Genomic DNA, 16,901 nt, shown 5'->3' with positions numbered 1-16,901 from the left:
TTACAGGCAGTATTTCAAAATCATTCGAAATTAGCTCGAAATTATAGCCCACTCACGGCCCCTTGTGTCACGATATTTCTCGTCGATCTCCGAAGAGGAATGCCCCAAAAGGTGAGGCGCGGGCTGGCGGGGGCTCAAAATTTCAGCATTCGTCCAGTATATCACCCGGCAGCAGCTTCGCCTCATCCAACCAGCAAGGTTCCGCGATTCGTCAGCGGTATTCACACTTTCCTGGCGTTTTCGACGAAACGCGCAACGACAATAAAGAATACCGGGACGAAAAAGATCGCGAGAAGCGTGCCGCTGATCATGCCGCCAAACACCCCGGTGCCGATAGCGTGCTGCGTGCTGTCACTCGCGCCACGCGCCAGCATCAATGGCACCACGCCTAACGTAAAGGCTAACGATGTCATCAGAATAGGGCGCAGACGCTGGCTTGCGGCCTGTATCGTAGCCGCCAGCAGGGGTTGTCCTTCCCGGTGGAGCTGCCTTGCAAACTCGACAATCAGAATAGCGTTCTTGGCGGACAGGCCTATCAGGGTGATAAGACCGACCTTAAAGAAAACATCATTCGTCATGCCCGCAACGGAGACGGCAACTACCGCACCGATAAGCCCCAGGGGAACGACCAGCATGACCGCAAAGGGAATTGACCAGCTCTCATACAGGGCGGCGAGCACCATGAACACGACCAGTATCGACAGAACGATCAGACCCGGGAGCTGAGATTCGGATTTTCTCTCCTGCAATGAGCTCCCGGCCCACTCGCCGGCCATCCCCTGCGGTAAATCCCGTGACAACGTCTCCATGGCCTTCATTGCAGTGCCGCTGGATTTGCCTGGGGCCGCACTGCCGGTAATGCGGATAGCAGAATATCCCTGATAACGCGTCAACTGCTGCGGCGCAACGTTCCAGGAAAGCGTCGCAAACGTAGATACTGGCACCATCTGCCCCATACGGTTTTTTACCGATAATTTCAGGATCTGCTCAGGCTGCATGCGGTAAGGGGCGTCGGCCTGAATAATGACCTGCTGAACACGGCCCTTGTTCGTGTAGTCATTAACGTAGTTCGACCCCATGGTGACCGAGAGCGTCTGATTGATTTCATCAAATGAAACGCCCAGCGCTTCCGCTTTTTCCCGGTCAATCTGAAGGGCCAGGCTTGTTCCTTCCGGCAGACCGTCTATATACACGTCACTCAGTTCAGGACGTTGATTAGCTTTCACAACCAGCGCATCGGCCGCTCTCTTTAACGCCTCGTAGCCCAGTCCCGCTCTGTCCTGCACGTACCAGGTGAAGCCCGAGGAGGTGCCCATATCCGAAATGGCCGGCGGGAGAAGGCTCATCGTGACGGCATCAGAGACGTTAGCCATGCTGGCCTGTATATGGTCGGCTTCATTCTGTGCGGTCGTACCCTGCCGATCTTTCCAGTCCTTCAGCGTGGTGAAGGCCATGGCCGAATTCGGTCCCGAGCCTGAAAACCCAAATCCCAGAATCATAATGTTGCTTTCAATATCCGGCCGGGCCGCAATTTCCTCTTCAAATTTTTTAACCACTCTCAGGGTGCGCTGCATTGTGGCATCGGAAGGCAGCTGAATTGAGGACATAAAATAGCCCTGATCTTCATCCGGAAGAAAGGACGAGGGCAGCGAAGAAAGCCCCAAACATAGGGCAGCACATAGCGCAACGTACAGCAGCATACGCCCGGTACGTCTCAGCACCGCGCCCAGCCAGGATTCGTACCACGTCGTGAGGGTACGAAAGCGGGCGTTAAACCCTGCCGCGAACCTGCCACCAACGTGCCTTGCTGCGCTGTGAGGCTTAAGTAGCGTCGCGCATAGCGCGGGGGTAAGCGTGAGGGCAAGAAATGCCGATAACAGTATGGAGACAGCCATGGAAATACAAAATTGTCGATAAATAATCCCGACGGATCCTTCGGCGAAACCCATGGGAATAAAGACGGCGGTAAGCACCAGCGTGATCCCGATAATTGCCGGCGTGATTTCTTTCATGGCCTCCCGGGTCGCGTCGCGCGGAGAGAGTTGTTTTTCTTCCATCAGGCGCTCAACGTTCTCCACGACCACAATGGCGTCATCTACGATAATCCCTATCGCCAGAACCATGCCGAACATGGTCAGAATATTGATGGAGTATCCACTCAATAGCATCACCGTGAAGGTGCCAAGCAGTGCGACGGGGGCAACAATCGCCGGGATAAGCGTACAGCGTATTTTATGCAGAAACAGCAGCATTACGAGGAAGACCAGAACCATCGCTTCCACAAATGTCTGCACCACCTTCATGATGGAGAGCTTCACAAAAGGCGCGGTATCGAAGGGAACCGTAAACGTCATTCCTTCCGGCAACACCTGAGAAAGTTCGTCGATGCGTGCGCGTACGCCTGCAGCCGTGCTCATCGCATTGGCGCCAGGCGATAGCTGGACTGCCGCAGCCGTTGCGGGAACCCCATTTTCGCGGATACCGAAAGCGTAGCTTTGCAGGCCGGACTCAATGCGCGCGACGTCGGACAGCTTCAGCCTTGCGCCGGACGCCTCTGATTTCAGAGTAATATTCCTGAAAGCCTCTACGGAAGTGAGTTGCCCCTTCACGGTGATCGGATACGTTACGCCTTGCCCTTCAGATGCCGGTTCATCTCCCGTTTTGCCGGGCGAAACCAGGGCATTTTGCTGGCCAACGGCGGTAAGCACATCGCTCACCGAAAGTCCGTAGCTATGAAGCTTCATCGGGTCCAGCCAGATGCGCAGCGCTTTTTCGCCACCAAACAGCTGAATTTTCCCTACTCCAGGTACGCGGCGAAGCTCGTCGCTGACATGCCGGGCAAAGTAATCGCTTAAATCGGCTTCCTCAAATTTACCGGTGGCGGACTTGAGCCCCACCATCATTAAAAAACCGGAATTGGCCGCCTCGACGTTGATGCCATTTTGCCTGACCGCCTGTGGCAAACGCGGCTCCACAATTTTAATCTGGTTCTGAAGGTCCATCTGCGCCAGCTTGATGTCCGTGCCGGGCTTAAACGTCACGGTAATAGACGCAGAACCGGTTGTGTCACTGGATGATTCGAAGTAAAGCAAATTATCGACGCCAGATATTTCGCGCTCAAGTAACGACACCACCGACGTATTCATAATATCGGGGCTGGCGCCCGGGTAGGTGACAGAAATAATAATCCCAGGCGGTGCCACCGCCGGATACTGCGCAACCGGCAGCCGGGGGATAGACAATACACCCGCCAGGACGATAAAAAGCGCCACGACCCAGGCGAAAATGGGACGTTCAATAAAGAAATGAGGCATTAATTTAACTTCCAGATACGTGACTATTTCAGTGAGTTATTTTGTTCAAGATGGTGTGATAGAGAGTCTACAACTCGCCTGTTTAGCGGACATGGGCGGTTTATGGAGAGAGTGTTGAGCGAAACAACACGGTTGTTTAAATCATTCTCACGATGAGGTACAACGGTGAACCGCCAAAAAAGAGAATTAAATAACACTCATAGTAAAACACCAAATCGTTAAAATCTGGCGTAGCGTTCAGCAGCACAGTGAACGTAATAATGAGATAAACAAAAATCACCATCAGCCAGAAGGCGATGAGAAGTAATTCAGTGAACGCGCCTGCTTTGTTTTGTATTATCAGAGAGACAACCGACAAGGCGATGCAGCCATAGATAATGGGGGAAGAGAGTAGCGTTGCGGCGACTTTCTCATCCATTTTATGCATCAATACCAGCCAGGTATAAAGTAATCCCCACGATAGCAGCAGGAAGAGAGAAAATATGCCGATTTTTTTAGGAGAGAAGTATTTCAAAAGTTCCATGCTCATTATCTCAGCCAAATTCAGAAAGCCTTTAAGCGACAGGGGTATTTACCACGCTAAACGAAAGACGGTTTAACTCCGAATAACTATTGTGGACTGACATTGTCGAGTCTTTATTGACTGAATGTGTAGGCTGTATGGAGAAATTGCCGGGCACTTAAATTAATCCAGGAAATTTTCGCGGCCACGGCACTTTTTCCCGGAGCCTGTGTCTTATTGTGCTAAAGATATCTGATAGCGTGCTCAAAGGGATTTCACCCGCGGAGATAAAATGAACAAAAATACTCTAATCCTTGTTGTTGAAGATGAAAACGAAATTGCCGATATACTGATGAGTTACTTAGAGCGTTCTGGGATGAAAACGCTGAGAGCCCGGCAGGGCGAGCAGGCGATAGCGCTTAATCGGCTCCATAAACCGGATCTTATCTTGCTGGATATCCATCTGCCCGTATGCGATGGCTGGAGCGTACTCACGACGCTCCGTCAGGAAAGTTCTGTGCCCGTCATTATGGTGTCCGCACTCGATCAGGACGTGGATAAGCTGATGGGGCTCAGGCTTGGCGCGGATGATTACGTCATCAAACCTTTCAACCCTTCCGAAGTGGTCGCGCGGGTTGAAGCCGTGCTGCGCAGAACCAGACCCGCTCTTCAGCAGGCGGGTGCCGTGCCTCTCAGGACGCCTTTTATTACGGTCTACCCGGACGATTTCTACGTTGAGGTCACCGTGGGCGAAGAGGTAGTCTCCCCGGTATTAACGACGACGGAATTTAAACTTCTTACTTACCTGGTGAGATACCCGCGAAAGGTCTGTTCCCGGGAAGAGTTACTTAACGCGTGTCTGCCGGAAGGCGATACGCTCGACAGAACGGTAGACAGCCATATGAGCAAGCTGCGTAAAAAGCTGGAGCTTGCAGGCCTTTATGGCGTTCCTGAGAGCATCAGGGGGATGGGCTATCGACTCGGGGAGAAAAAATGAACAGAGATTCTGTCCTGAGTCGGCAGATCTTAACGTATATGCTGCTGCTGACGTTTATGATCATTGCCATTGCGGTACTGGGTTCCTGGTTTTTTTACTCTTTTATTCTCGATCACCTACCCGGCGGTGCCGTTGAGGGCGATGACGAGCAAATGACGATGTGGGACTGGGTATGGATCGGGACTGCGACAACAATCAGTCTGTTAATCGCGATATTTTTAACGATAAAACTTTCTTCACGAATACTCACCCCGTTGAACGCGGTAGCGTCCAGCCTGAGAAAAATTTCTCAGGGCCAGCTGGATGCCCGTGCTTATTGCGCCAGCTCCCGTCTGGGAGAGGTCAATCATCTGGTCACGGATTTCAATGAAATGGCGGAAAAACTCCAGACGCTGGATATTCAGAGGAAATCCTGGAACGCCGCCATTGCCCATGAGCTGAGAACCCCGGTCACGATTTTACGCGGGCGGCTTCAGGGGCTGGTTGACGGCGTTTTTGAGCCGGATCCGCTGCTTTTTAATAATCTTCTCAAGCAGACTGAGGGGTTAACCCGTTTGATTGAAGATCTTCGGGTGATCAGCTCTGACGGCGGGGCGGGTTATACGCTGTATAAATCCAGAACGGACCTCAAAGGCACAATCCAGGATGCGCTTGATACTTTCATGCCCGAGTTCAAGCACAATCAGTTTGTGATTAAAACAGAGTTGAGGGAACAGCGATGCGTGTTCGATCCGTTGCGCATCAATCAGTGTCTGGCCGTTCTGTTTGACAACGCATTACATTATTCAACTTCGCGAAAACTCATCGTAAAAAATGGCGTCTCTGATAAAGGCAATTATATCCTTATTGAGGATGGCGGGCCGGGCATCCCCAGGGAATTTCATGATTTCTTATTTCAACCTTTCCAGCGGGATAAAGGTGCCAGAGATGTTAATCCCGAAGGATGTGGTTTAGGGTTATCGGTGGTAAAAGCCATCATGCTGGCTCATGGTGGCGATGTAACGTATACCTTATCGAAGCAAAACCACTCCCTGTTCAAACTGACCTGGCCCGATGCCTGAGTCCTGGCGGCAGGTCAGCCCGGCCTGCCCGCCGATAGCGGCAACTGCCATATATCGCCTAACTTTGTATCCCATTCCAGAGGGGTAATTCGCAGTTTGCCCCGTTTTGGGCTTAAGGTTATTTCACTGAAGTAAATTTCATCGCTTTTCAACATGAGGTCAACGCGGCAGTAGTCAAGACCCTTCGCCAGCTCCTGAGCGGCCAGCAGAGCCTCACGGAACAATTTCGGCTCGCCGGGCGCAACCGGCGTATTAGGATATTCCATCTGGAAGGGCTGTAAATTCCAGTGTCGGTCGTAAACGTTGATAAACTCTCTGCCGAGGTCATCCGTAAAATCGGCCTCAACATAGTGTGCGACCCCGTGAAAACAGTGAATTCTCAGCATTTCCGGCGTGCTGTTCCTGTCCGCATTATTGAAAAGATCGACATAGGGCTCACACAGTATAACGGGTATAATATTTTTGTACTGCCACTCGCGCGTGGTGTAATACAAATTCTTCTTTAATGCGAGAGTGAGCTTTTTACGGGCCTGTCGGTAATTGAACTGGTTTTTGTTTGTACAGATTATTGTGCTTCCACTGTCATGATTGCACTTAAGGACGAATTGATCGGGCAGTGTTGAAAAATCGATATGCGAAAACCTGTGGTATACACCAATCAAAGGCACCGCTTTTACTCGCGTTGTTCTGGACGCAACGTATTCGCGGACGGCGAGTTTATCGGCAAGCATTGTGTAGAGATTATTATGGTCATAGACCAGGCGATGACATATTTTTTCACTCAACGTAGTGGGTGATTTAATGTCAGGGGTTATGCCTGATGTCTTTTTGAGTTTTGCAGTGTGAAAATTGAGGTCCGTCATGAAATATGAACGGCATTTTCTGATGAGATACTCCGTATATTTTAGAACATATGTGGTGGTGTTCATTTCTTCTCCTCCGTAATGTTCCGGTATTCTGGAGAAGAACTATTGCTGGATATTGCTTAAAATATGGAGCAGGGATGGAGACAAAAAATAAAAGGATTAAATAGCGCACGCAGGCTATTTAATCCTTATTTGAGCGGAGCAATCCGTGTTTACCGCCGCGCTTAACGGTCTTTTCTCCACGCATCGGCGGTCAATGCTTCACCGAAATGCCCGGCAATCAGCCTTTTCGTCAGCTCATGAAGCGGGGAGGCCATCACATCCGCCGTGCTGCCGCGCTCGACGACTTCCCCCTGGTGCATGACCATCACCTGATCGCTGATGTGCTTCATCATCCCCAGGTGCTGGGTGACGTAGATGTAGGAGATACCCTGCTTTTCCTGTAATTCGAGCATCAGGTTAATCAGCTGCGAACGCATCGACATATCCAGCGAGGCAAGCGCTTCGTCTGCAACGATCACTTTCGGGCGCAGAATCAACGCGCGGGCCAGACCCAGACGCTGTTTCTGACCGGGGGCCAGCATATGCGGGTAGTAGCTTTCGTGATCCGGTAACAGCCCAACCATACGCAGCGTTTCGAAGATACGCTTGCGGCGCGCCTCTGGCTCCAGTTCGGTATTCAGACGCAGAGGGAAATCAAGGATCTGCGAAATGCGCTGGCGTGGATTAAGCGAGGTAGACGGATCCTGGAAGATCATGCGGATGCGCTGGCTGCGGAAAGAGTAATCGCCAAACTGCAGAGGATGATCGTCAATCAACACTTCTCCAGCAGTGGGCTCGACCATGCCGGCAAGCATTTTCGCCAGCGTGGATTTGCCGGAGCCGTTTTCGCCGATGATCGCCAGCGTCTGTTTTTCACGCAGGGTAAAACTCAGCGGCTTAACCGCTTCGACAGTCTGACGATGAAACAGCCCCGTGCAATAGCGAAAGGTCTTACTCAGATTGCGGACTTCCAGCAAGGTTTCGACCATTTCACTCTCTCTCCATGTTCAGCGGGAAATGACAGGCGTAAAGATGATTTTTGGCGCCGGTCAGGCGCGGCGTTTCGATACATTTACGCTGAGCATACGGACAACGCGGCCCCAGACGACAGCCTATCGGCAACGATTCCAGCAGCGGAATCGCTCCGGGCAGGGTATTCAGACGGCTCTTGTGCGGCATGGCGCTGCCAAAATCAGGAATGGCGCGGATAAGCGCCTGCGTATATGGATGGTGCGGCGCGGCGATCAGCTCTTCACTCGGGGCAGTTTCGACCGTTTGCCCGCAGTACATCACGTCAATTTTATCCGCCCATTTGCTGAGCATTTGCAGGTCATGGCTGATCAGCAAAATGGTGGTGTTATTGTTCTGGTTCAGGCGCGACAGCAGGCGGAAAATTTGTGCCTGGGTGGTCGGCTCCATCGCGTTGGTGGGTTCATCCGCAATCAGCAAACGCGGCTGATTAGCCAGGGCGATGGCAATCATCACCTTCTGGCATTCACCGTCGGTCAGCTCATACGGGAAGCTGCGCATCGCGTCTTTATGGTCTTTGATCCCGACGCGGTGTAATAGCTCAATGGCGCGGCGCTTGCGCCAGCCGAAACGCTGCCACCAGCGGCCTTTATAGGTCCAGCCGGGAATGTTCTGCATCAGCTGTTTGCCTACGCGCTCGGACGGATCGAGGCAGGACTGTGGCTCCTGGAAAATCATCGAGACGTTATGGCCGACCAGCTTGCGACGCTCGCGCGGGGAGAGGCGCAGCAGGTCTATATCGTCGAACCGCATGCGGTCGGCGGTCACGCGCCAGTTGTCTTTCGCCACGCCGCAGATAGCTTTGGCGATCAGGCTTTTTCCCGAACCAGATTCACCCACCAGCCCGCGAATCTCGCCCTCGGCGAGAGTAATGCTGATGCGATCGACGGCTTTAACCCAGCCTTCACCGGTTTTGAATTCAATGGTGAGGTTGCGAATATCAAGAAGCGGCATTATTGCACCCCCGCGTTAATTGCACGGCGAATACCATCGCCCAGCAGGTTGATCAGCAACACGCTTACCATAATCGCCGCCCCCGGCAGCATAACCGTCCACGGCGCCACGTAGATCAATTCCAGCGCGTCACCGAGCATCGCACCCCATTCAGGGGACGGCAGCTGCGCACCGAGGTCGAGGAACCCGAGCGCAGCGATGTCCAGAATCGCCATCGACAGCGCACGGGTGATCTCGGTGACCAGCCCGGCGGCGATGTTTGGCAGAACGGCAAACCACAGAATATTGAAGGTCGTCGCGCCGTCCAGACGGGCCGCAACGACATACTCTTTTTCCAGCTCGTCATGCACCATGCTGTAAACCGAGCGCACGATGCGGGGGAGGATAGCCAGCCAGACGGCGAACATGGCATGCGACAGATGCGGACCGGCAAAGGCAACCACAATGATTGCCAGCAGCAGGGACGGAATCGACAGCAGCGTGTCCAGAATGTGGTTCAGCACCGCCGAGCGCAGGCCATGCGTGGAGCCCGCGAAAATACCGAGCGCCAGTCCACAGAGCGTCGCCGCGAGCGTCACGACAAACGCGCCGCCCACCGTCGGGGCAGCCCCGCTTAACAGACGGCTCAATACGTCGCGTCCGAGATCGTCAGTGCCGAGGAAGAATGAGACTTCGCCGTAGCGTGACCAGGAAGGCGGCAGCAGCTGATAGCCAAGGAACTGCTGATCGATGCCATAAGGCGCAAACCACGAACCAAAGAGGCAAAGCAATACCAGACCGGCGCAGCCATAAAGGCCGATCATTGCCGTGGTGTCACCATAGAACTTTCGCCACACGGTACGCAGCGCACCGGGCGTGCGCTTTTCACTGTAAACGTTATCGTAAGGCATACCATTCCTTATGCTTCAATGGGTTAGCCATCGCACCCAAAATATCGGACAACACGTTAACAATAATGACCAGCGAACCAATCACCATCACACCCGCTGAGATAGCAGCATAATCCTGCTGACGGATGGCGTTAATCAGCCAGCGTCCCAGCCCGGGCCAGCTAAAGACCATCTCGGTGATCATGGCCAGCGTAAGCATGGTGGAAAACTGCAGCCCCAGGCGCGGAATTACCGGCGGCAGAGCGTTGTGCAGGACGTTGCGGCGCAATATGGTCAGGCGCGACAATCCGCGCGTGGCGGCAGCTTTGACATAGTTCTGCTCAAACACCTCGATGGTGCTCAGGCGCATCAGGCGGATCACCTCGGTTGTCGGCGCAACCGCCAGCGTCAGCACCGGCAGTACCATATGACGCAGGGCGCTGACGATCATCTCATGGCGCCAGACGGAATCGGACAGCCAGGCGTCAATGATGGCAAAACCCGTTACCGTTTTAACCGTATAGAGCAGGTCAAAACGGCCAGAGACTGGTAGCCAACCCATCGTCAGCGAGAAGAACAGCGTCAGCAGCAGCGCCAGCCAGAATACCGGGATAGAGAAGCCGAGCAGGGCAAGGGCGCTGATAAACTTATCCTGCCATTTGTTGCGGTAGATCCCGGCCAGCATGCCCACGGGGATACCTACCATCAGGGCAAAGCCGAAGGCCAGAATGCACAGCTCCATCGTGGCCGGGAAAACCTCTTTTAGCTGATCGGAGATAAGCTGCCCGTTGATGCTCGACACGCCGAAATCCCAGTGCAGCAGCCCGTTAAACCAGAACAGCCAGGCATCCCACAGCGACGAGCCCTGTAGAGGGGCGTGGGGTGTGAAATAGCTCAGGCTGAAGCCGACAAAGTTCAGGAAAAAGAGCGTCACCAGCAGTAAAAGGAGCCGACGCAAGGTAAAAATAATCATGGTTTTTTCACCTCTTGTTCTTTTTCACGCGATACGCCGGCGAACGAGGCGTTGCCGAACGGGCTCAGCACCAGGCCTTTAATATCATAGCGGTAGGCCTGAAGGCGCAGGGAAGAGGCCAGCGGAAGCACCGGCAGTTCCTGAGCGAGTATCTTTTGCGCTTCATCGTAAGCGTCAATGCGCGAGGCCAGCTGTTGGGAAGAGAGCGCTTTTTGCAGCACGGCGTCGAACTCCCGGTTACACCAGTGGGCGTAGTTGGTCTGCGAATTTATCGCAGCACAGCTCAGCAGCGGCCGGAAGAAGCTGTCCGGATCGTTACTGTCAGTAGCCCAGCCTGTCAGGGTGAGGTCGTGATTCATATCCATCAGGCGCGCCTCCTGGAAACGGCCCTCAACCGGTACGATGATCACCTTGACGCCCACCTGCGCCATATCCGCCTGCAGCAGTTCAGCGGTTTTCAGCGGGCTCGGGTTCCACGCCTGGGAGCTGGTGGGCACCCAAAGCTGGAGCGTCAGGTTTTCCGCGCCCAGCGCTTTCAGTTGTTCACGCGCTTTTGCCGGATTGTATTCCGTAATTTTAGCCTCACCGTCGTAGGCCCACGAGGCGCGCGGTAAAATTGAGGCGGCGGTTTCCGCCGTGCCGTAGTAGATCGACTGCATCAGACGCTGGTTGTTGATCGCCAGCGCCAGAGCGTGACGTACGGCAGGATTGTTCAGCGGCGGCTTATCGGTGTTAAAGGCCAGATAAGCGATGTTCATCCCCGGGCGTAACGTCAGACGCAGACGCGGATCGTCGCGCAGAATGGTGAGCTGGCTGGCAGCGGGCCAGGCGAGCACGTCGCATTCCCCGGTGAGCAGTTTCGAGAGCCGTCCCGTTCCGCCAGACCCGAGATCGATCACCACCTGCGGCATCAGCGGCGTACCGCGCCAGAAATGTTCGTGGCGCTGCAGGCGAATATATTGCCCCGCTCGGTATTCGGCCAGCTGGAATGGACCGGTACCCACCGGCTGGCGGTCGAGCAGCTCCTGACGATCTTTTTTCGTCAGCTTCGCCGCGTATTCGGCGGACATAACGGACGCATAGTGGGTCGCCAGGTGCCAGAGGAAGGAGGCATCCGGGCGCGTCAGCGTAAATTCAACCGTCCGGCTGTCCAGCTTGCGCACGCTTTTAACGGTGTCGGCAAACTGCAGGCTGTCGAAATAGGGGAAATTATCCCCGTTAACGTTATGCCACGGGTGGTTACGGTTAAAGATACGCTGGAAGGTGAAGACCACGTCATCCGCGTTCAGCTTGCGCGTAGGGGTAAACCACGGCGTACGCTGAAACGCGACATCATCGCGCAGGCGAAAACGGTAGGTTGCACCGTTATCCAGGACTTCCCAGCTTTCCGCAAGTTCAGGCACCAGGCGATAGGTGTACGGGTCGACATCAAGCAGACGGTCGTAAAGCTGCGCGGCGAGCGTATCCACAATCAGCCCGCTGCCCGCTTTTTGCGGGTTGAAGGTGTCCACCTGGCCACTTACGCAATAGACGAAGCCGCTGTCACGAATGTCAGGCTGCGTAGACTGCCCGGGCGCAGCAAACGCCAGGCCGCTGAACAGACCGAGTGCAAAAAAGGACGATAAAACCAGACGCATAATTTTTAAGGTTTTTAGGTTCGATCTGCAAAGTGTATCGCACTTACGCCTGCTTCGTAAAAATGTCTGCGGGTAAGTGCCGATATTGTCAGCGCATTTGATGCTTTTTAAGCAATGCCCGTAACTGATGGTAGGTCAGGCCCAGGAGTTCGGCCGCGCGTTTCTGGTTATATTTCGCCGCCTTCAGGCTTTGCTCCAGCAGCTGTTGCTCCTGCTCGTGCTGGAACTGGCGCAAATCAAGGGGCAGCGCGGGAGTATCGCCTGACGATGACGGGGAGGAAACCGGCGGCGCATTGCGCTGAAAAGGATCGATAATGATATTGTCCAGCTCCGTCTCGCTGCTGCCGTGGCGGTAAACAGAACGCTCCACAACGTTCTTCAGTTCGCGGATATTTCCCGGCCAGCGGTAGGCCAGAAGCGTCTCCCGCGCATGATCGCTGAAGCCGGGGAAAAGAGGGAGACCGAGCTCGCGGCACATCTGAATCGCAAATTGTTGAGCAAGCAGCATGATGTCGCTTCTCCTGTCGCGCAGGGGCGGAAGCTGAACGACGTCAAAGGCCAGGCGGTCAAGCAGATCGGCACGGAATTTCTCCTCCGCAACCATCTCCGGCAGATTGGCGTTGGTGGCGCAGACCAGGCGCACGTTAACCTGCAGCGGCTGGCTGCCGCCGACGCGCTCCAGTTCACCATACTCAATCACGCGTAGCAGCTTTTCCTGCACCAGCATCGGCGCGGTGGCGAGTTCATCAAGGAACAGGGTGCCGCCGTCGGCGCGCTCAAAACGTCCCGGATGGCGCTTTTGAGCGCCGGTAAACGCGCCCGCCTCGTGGCCGAACAGCTCGGTGTCGAGCAGGTTTTCATTCAGCGCCGCACAGTTTAGAGAAATGAAGGGGCCGTCCCAGCGTCCGGATAAATAGTGCAGACGGTTGGCAATCAGTTCCTTACCCGTGCCGCGCTCGCCGATAATGAGTACCGGTTTGTTGAGCGGCGCAAGGCGAGAAACCTGTTCCAGCACCTCAAGAAAGCTGTTGGCTTCGCCGAGTAAGTTATCTTTGTATTGAGCCATGATGAAATTAACCACTCCTTAGCGATATTCACCAGGTCAGCATAGTTCTGTGCTGAATAAAAATCAATCACGCCGTGTAAAATCAATAAGATAAAAAACTGGCACGGAAATTGTATTGTCAGTACAGCAGGGCATAGCCCGATAACAGAACTATGAGGATTTGATTATGGGTATTTTTTCTCGTTTTGCCGACATCGTGAACGCCAACATCAACTCACTGCTGGAGAAAGCAGAAGATCCGCAGAAGCTGGTGCGCCTGATGATTCAGGAGATGGAAGACACGCTGGTTGAAGTGCGTTCTACCTCCGCCCGTGCGCTGGCTGAGAAAAAGCAGTTAACGCGCCGTATCGAGCAGGCCACCGCTCAGCTCAATGAATGGCAGGAAAAGGCGGAACTCGCCCTGCGCAAAGATAAAGAAGATCTTGCTCGCGCGGCGTTAATTGAAAAGCAGAAGCTGGCGGACATGATCGCTACGCTGGAGCATGAAGTCACGCTGGTGGAAGACACGCTCACCCGCATGAAAAAAGAGATTGGTGAGCTCGAAAATAAACTGAGCGAAACCCGCGCGCGTCAGCAGGCGCTGACCCTGCGTCATCAGGCGGCAAGCTCTTCCCGCGACGTGCGTCGTCAGCTGGACAGTGGCAAGCTGGATGAGGCCATGGCGCGTTTTGAGTCATTCGAGCGTCGTATCGACCAGATGGAAGCGGAAGCAGAGAGCCACGGCATCGGTAAGCAAAAGTCGCTGGATCAACAGTTTGCCGATCTGAAAGCGGACGATGAAATCAGCGAGCAGCTGGCGGCATTGAAAGCCAAAATGAAGCAAGATAACCAATAATAATGTTGCGGCACCTGAGCGTGCCGCTAAGCATCCGACGACAAGGAGTACACATGAGCGCGCTTTTCCTGGCCATTCCCCTGACGATTTTCGTGCTGTTTGTTTTGCCGATTTGGCTATGGCTGCACTACAGCAACCGTTCTTCAGGGAACGATTTATCCCAGAGCGAACAACAACGTCTTGCGCAGCTTACCGACCAGGCTAACAAGATGCGCGATCGCATTCAGGCGCTGGAAGCAATCCTGGATGCAGAACATCCTAACTGGAGGGACCGTTAATGTCAGGACTGAATCTGAACAAAAAATTGTGGCGAATTCCACAGCAGGGCATGGTGCGCGGCGTTTGCGCCGGGCTGGCCCATTATCTCGACGTTCCGGTAAAGCTGGTTCGTGTGGTCACGGTGCTGTCGATATTTTTCGGCCTGGCGTTTATCACTTTCGTGGCCTACATCGTGCTGTCGTTTGTACTTGACCCGATGCCGGAAGGCGAACTGGCTGCGGAAGGCGCGCCTACCAGTAACGATCTTCTCAATGCGGTTGACGATCTGCTGGCTGAAGGGGAGAAGCGGTTACGTGAAATGGAACGCTATGTCACATCCGATACCTTTACGCTGAGAAGTCGTTTTCGTCAGCTTTAAGAGAGAATATACATGAAGAAAAACTGGCAACAGGCCGGTCAGAAGGTAAAACCCGGCCTGAAAATCGCAGGTAAACTGGTTCTGATGACGGCGTTACGTTACGGCCCGGCAGGTGTGGCGGGCTGGGCGATCAAATCTGTTGCCCGCAAGCCGGTCAGAATGTTGCTGGCCGTGGCGCTTGAACCTCTGTTGCAAAAAGCGGCAAAGCGGCTGTCACGCCGCTACTTATCCCGATAATTCACGCTCGCGTTAGCCCTTTCTCTCCCCGGAAGGGCTAACGACATTTCATCCCTTTCCCTCACTTTCTTTGCGGCAGCTCACATTACTGCACAGAGCTGCTTTGTAATTGCGTTTTTCAGCCTCCCGGTTCGTTGACAGATATTTTTCAGGGGAGTAGATTGCCCTTCGTGGGACCGCTACCATGGAAAATAATGTGAACGCAAAAATTAAAAAACTTATCAATCATATTTACGGTGAATCATTTTCTGAAGCACATTTTAAAGTGTTATTAACAAAGCTTGAACAAGCTGCTGTTGATATTACAGAAAAGCGTAAATCAGGCTGGGATGAAAAAGATGTCGTTCTGATCACCTACGCCGATCAGTTCTCCGCGAAAGGGGAGAAAGCGTTGCCGGTATTTACCCGCTTTTATAATGAGTGGCTTGCTCGCACGTTTTCCCATGTCCACCTTTTACCTTTTTATCCGTGGTCCTCTGATGACGGATTTTCCGTTATTGATTACCACAACGTTGCGCCTGAAACCGGGACCTGGCAAGACGTTGCTGATTTAAAACAGTCTGCCAGCTTAATGTTTGATTTCGTCTGCAACCATATGTCAGCAAAAAGTGAATGGTTTGCTAATTATCTTGCGCAGAAACCTGGCTACGAAGATTTCTTTATTGCTGTCGATCCAGAAACTGATTTATCTGCGGTGACGCGTCCTCGCGCATTACCGTTGCTGACGCCATTTACGCTGCATGATGGCAGCGTGCGTCATCTTTGGACCACCTTCAGCGATGACCAGATCGATCTCAACTTCGCCTCGCCTCAGGTGCTGATTGCAATGGTTGACGTGCTGCTCCATTACCTGGCGGAAGGGGCGCGTTATATCCGTCTGGACGCCGTCGGATTTATGTGGAAGATCCCTGGAACAAGCTGCATCCATCTGGAACAGACTCACTGCCTTATCCAGCTTTTCCGTGCTATTACCGAGGCCGTGGCGCCGGGTACCGTGATCATTACTGAGACGAACGTTCCGCATAAGGACAATATCTCTTATTTCGGTGACGGTGAAAATGAAGCTCAGATGGTCTACCAGTTCTCCTTGCCGCCGCTGGTGCTGCATGCTGTGCACCGTCAGGATGTTAACGCTCTCTGTCAGTGGGCGGGATCGCTGGCGCTGCCTTCAACAAAAACGACCTGGTTCAATTTCCTGGCGTCTCATGACGGTATCGGTCTGAACCCACTGCGCGGCATTCTGCCGGAATCAGAAATCCTCGCACTGGTTGAGAAACTTCAGCAGGAAGGGGCGCTGGTCAACTGGAAAAATAATCCTGACGGTACGCGCAGTCCTTACGAAATTAATGTGACCTATCTTGACGCGTTAAGCGCGCAAAACAGTTCAGATGATGAACGCATTGCGCGCTTTATTCTGGCGCATGCGGTGCTGTTAAGTTTCCCAGGTGTACCTGCCGTGTATATTCAAAGTATTCTTGGCTCCCGTAACGATTATGAAGGGGTCGAGCGCCTCGGCTATAACCGCGCGATAAACCGCAAGAAATATAATGCCGGTCAGGTTGATCTCGAACTTAATAATAAAAATAGCATTCGTCATAAAATTTATTCCCGTTTAAGCGAGTTTATTGCGATTCGTCGTGGGGAAAGTGCGTTTCACCCTGATGCCCAGGCATTCTTTGAATCACTGGATGAACAAATTCTTAAAATTGTTCGCGTGGCTGATAACGGTGAGAGAATTACAGCCCTGTTTAATTTTAGTAATAACGTTCATACCGTTTATGGGGACACGCTTACTGGTATGGAATTACTATCAGGACAAGCTGTTAGCGGTAAAGAGCTGACCCTCAATCCATGGCAGGTTATGTGGATTAAAGAAAACTAA

General features: G+C 53.3%; 16 protein-coding genes. 7 read left to right on the top strand and 9 right to left on the bottom strand.

Going from position 1 to position 16,901, the window contains the following annotated elements; translation table 11 throughout:
- Positions 1-221 precede the first annotated feature (221 nt).
- Both IM291_RS12760 and IM291_RS12755 read right to left on the bottom strand, forming a co-directional pair.
- The gene (locus IM291_RS12760) at positions 222-3,314 is read right to left on the bottom strand and encodes a multidrug efflux RND transporter permease subunit (protein ID WP_192987036.1); all 3,093 of its coding nucleotides are present in this window, start codon (positions 3,312-3,314) and stop codon (positions 222-224) included.
- A 136-nt stretch (positions 3,315-3,450) separates the two neighbouring features.
- The gene (locus tag IM291_RS12755) at positions 3,451-3,837 is read right to left on the bottom strand and encodes a transporter (RefSeq protein WP_226840361.1); all 387 of its coding nucleotides are present in this window, start codon (positions 3,835-3,837) and stop codon (positions 3,451-3,453) included.
- Between the two features lie 271 nt (positions 3,838-4,108).
- Between IM291_RS12755 and IM291_RS12750 the strand changes: the two genes are divergently transcribed.
- Positions 4,109-4,813: a response regulator gene (locus tag IM291_RS12750; RefSeq protein ID WP_028013388.1), complete on the top strand. Its 705-nt coding sequence runs from the start codon at positions 4,109-4,111 to the stop codon at positions 4,811-4,813.
- Positions 4,810-5,874, top strand: coding sequence for an ATP-binding protein (locus tag IM291_RS12745; protein WP_049001089.1), 1,065 nt, complete (start codon positions 4,810-4,812; stop codon positions 5,872-5,874). Before IM291_RS12750 ends, IM291_RS12745 begins: the two co-directional genes overlap by 4 nt.
- Positions 5,875-5,888: 14 nt before the next feature.
- On the opposite strand, the gene IM291_RS12740 is transcribed toward IM291_RS12745, so the two are convergent.
- The 7 genes from IM291_RS12740 to pspF all read right to left on the bottom strand — a co-directional run bounded on the left by IM291_RS12740 (position 5,889) and on the right by pspF (position 13,325).
- A complete protein-coding gene (locus IM291_RS12740; protein ID WP_049001091.1) occupies positions 5,889-6,803 on the bottom strand; it encodes an ATP-grasp fold amidoligase family protein in 915 nt (304 codons plus the stop codon).
- Positions 6,804-6,964: 161 nt separating this feature from the next.
- Positions 6,965-7,771: a putrescine export ABC transporter ATP-binding protein SapF gene (gene sapF, locus IM291_RS12735; RefSeq protein ID WP_192987033.1), complete on the bottom strand. Its 807-nt coding sequence runs from the start codon at positions 7,769-7,771 to the stop codon at positions 6,965-6,967.
- Position 7,772: 1 nt separating this feature from the next.
- Positions 7,773-8,765, bottom strand: coding sequence for a putrescine export ABC transporter ATP-binding protein SapD (sapD, locus tag IM291_RS12730; protein ID WP_028013384.1), 993 nt, complete (start codon positions 8,763-8,765; stop codon positions 7,773-7,775).
- Entirely contained in the window at positions 8,765-9,655 is an 891-nt protein-coding gene (gene sapC, locus IM291_RS12725) for a putrescine export ABC transporter permease SapC (RefSeq protein ID WP_028013383.1), read from the bottom strand. The genes sapD and sapC overlap by 1 nt, the downstream gene beginning before the upstream one ends.
- On the bottom strand, positions 9,642-10,607 hold the full coding sequence (sapB, locus tag IM291_RS12720) for a putrescine export ABC transporter permease SapB (RefSeq protein WP_028013382.1): 966 nt from the start codon (positions 10,605-10,607) through the stop codon (positions 9,642-9,644). Before sapB ends, sapC begins: the two co-directional genes overlap by 14 nt.
- Positions 10,604-12,244: an ABC transporter substrate-binding protein SapA gene (gene sapA / locus IM291_RS12715; protein ID WP_192971162.1), complete on the bottom strand. Its 1,641-nt coding sequence runs from the start codon at positions 12,242-12,244 to the stop codon at positions 10,604-10,606. Before sapA ends, sapB begins: the two co-directional genes overlap by 4 nt.
- A gap of 88 nt (positions 12,245-12,332) precedes the next feature.
- Positions 12,333-13,325, bottom strand: a complete 993-nt coding sequence (gene pspF, locus IM291_RS12710; protein ID WP_162497080.1) for a phage shock protein operon transcriptional activator — start codon at positions 13,323-13,325, stop codon at positions 12,333-12,335.
- A gap of 151 nt (positions 13,326-13,476) precedes the next feature.
- On the opposite strand from pspF, the gene pspA reads away from it, so the two are divergent.
- From pspA to IM291_RS12685, 5 genes are all read left to right on the top strand, one after another.
- Positions 13,477-14,145, top strand: coding sequence for a phage shock protein PspA (gene pspA / locus IM291_RS12705; RefSeq protein ID WP_028013379.1), 669 nt, complete (start codon positions 13,477-13,479; stop codon positions 14,143-14,145).
- Between the two features lie 53 nt (positions 14,146-14,198).
- A complete protein-coding gene (gene pspB / locus IM291_RS12700) occupies positions 14,199-14,423 on the top strand; it encodes an envelope stress response membrane protein PspB (protein ID WP_028013378.1) in 225 nt (74 codons plus the stop codon).
- Positions 14,423-14,782 (top strand): envelope stress response membrane protein PspC, encoded by a 360-nt coding sequence (pspC, locus tag IM291_RS12695; RefSeq protein WP_049001098.1) that lies wholly within the window; start codon positions 14,423-14,425, stop codon positions 14,780-14,782. The genes pspB and pspC overlap by 1 nt, the downstream gene beginning before the upstream one ends.
- A 12-nt stretch (positions 14,783-14,794) precedes the next feature.
- Positions 14,795-15,019: a phage shock protein PspD gene (gene pspD / locus IM291_RS12690; protein ID WP_028013376.1), complete on the top strand. Its 225-nt coding sequence runs from the start codon at positions 14,795-14,797 to the stop codon at positions 15,017-15,019.
- 184 nt (positions 15,020-15,203) lie between these two features.
- Positions 15,204-16,901: a sugar phosphorylase gene (locus IM291_RS12685; protein ID WP_126325905.1), complete on the top strand. Its 1,698-nt coding sequence runs from the start codon at positions 15,204-15,206 to the stop codon at positions 16,899-16,901.

The sequence above is a fragment of the Enterobacter cloacae complex sp. P27C genome, from assembly GCF_014895705.1.
GTDB lineage: Bacteria > Pseudomonadota > Gammaproteobacteria > Enterobacterales > Enterobacteriaceae > Enterobacter > Enterobacter bugandensis.
This window is presented reverse-complemented; position numbering and strand designations above follow the sequence as displayed.

What these genes read in the sequence shown, in the direction of transcription:
- IM291_RS12760 (WP_192987036.1), bottom strand. Translation starts at nt 3,314, where the DNA reads ATGCCTCATTTCTTTATTGAACGTCCCATTTTCGCCTGGGTCGTGGCG.
- IM291_RS12755 (WP_226840361.1), bottom strand. Translation starts at nt 3,837, where the DNA reads ATGGAACTTTTGAAATACTTCTCTCCTAAAAAAATCGGCATATTTTCT.
- IM291_RS12750 (WP_028013388.1), top strand. Translation starts at nt 4,109, where the DNA reads ATGAACAAAAATACTCTAATCCTTGTTGTTGAAGATGAAAACGAAATT.
- IM291_RS12745 (WP_049001089.1), top strand. Translation starts at nt 4,810, where the DNA reads ATGAACAGAGATTCTGTCCTGAGTCGGCAGATCTTAACGTATATGCTG.
- IM291_RS12740 (WP_049001091.1), bottom strand. Translation starts at nt 6,803, where the DNA reads ATGAACACCACCACATATGTTCTAAAATATACGGAGTATCTCATCAGA.
- sapF (WP_192987033.1), bottom strand. Translation starts at nt 7,771, where the DNA reads ATGGTCGAAACCTTGCTGGAAGTCCGCAATCTGAGTAAGACCTTTCGC.
- sapD (WP_028013384.1), bottom strand. Translation starts at nt 8,765, where the DNA reads ATGCCGCTTCTTGATATTCGCAACCTCACCATTGAATTCAAAACCGGT.
- sapC (WP_028013383.1), bottom strand. Translation starts at nt 9,655, where the DNA reads ATGCCTTACGATAACGTTTACAGTGAAAAGCGCACGCCCGGTGCGCTG.
- sapB (WP_028013382.1), bottom strand. Translation starts at nt 10,607, where the DNA reads ATGATTATTTTTACCTTGCGTCGGCTCCTTTTACTGCTGGTGACGCTC.
- sapA (WP_192971162.1), bottom strand. Translation starts at nt 12,244, where the DNA reads ATGCGTCTGGTTTTATCGTCCTTTTTTGCACTCGGTCTGTTCAGCGGC.
- pspA (WP_028013379.1), top strand. Translation starts at nt 13,477, where the DNA reads ATGGGTATTTTTTCTCGTTTTGCCGACATCGTGAACGCCAACATCAAC.
- pspB (WP_028013378.1), top strand. Translation starts at nt 14,199, where the DNA reads ATGAGCGCGCTTTTCCTGGCCATTCCCCTGACGATTTTCGTGCTGTTT.
- pspC (WP_049001098.1), top strand. Translation starts at nt 14,423, where the DNA reads ATGTCAGGACTGAATCTGAACAAAAAATTGTGGCGAATTCCACAGCAG.
- pspD (WP_028013376.1), top strand. Translation starts at nt 14,795, where the DNA reads ATGAAGAAAAACTGGCAACAGGCCGGTCAGAAGGTAAAACCCGGCCTG.
- IM291_RS12685 (WP_126325905.1), top strand. Translation starts at nt 15,204, where the DNA reads ATGGAAAATAATGTGAACGCAAAAATTAAAAAACTTATCAATCATATT.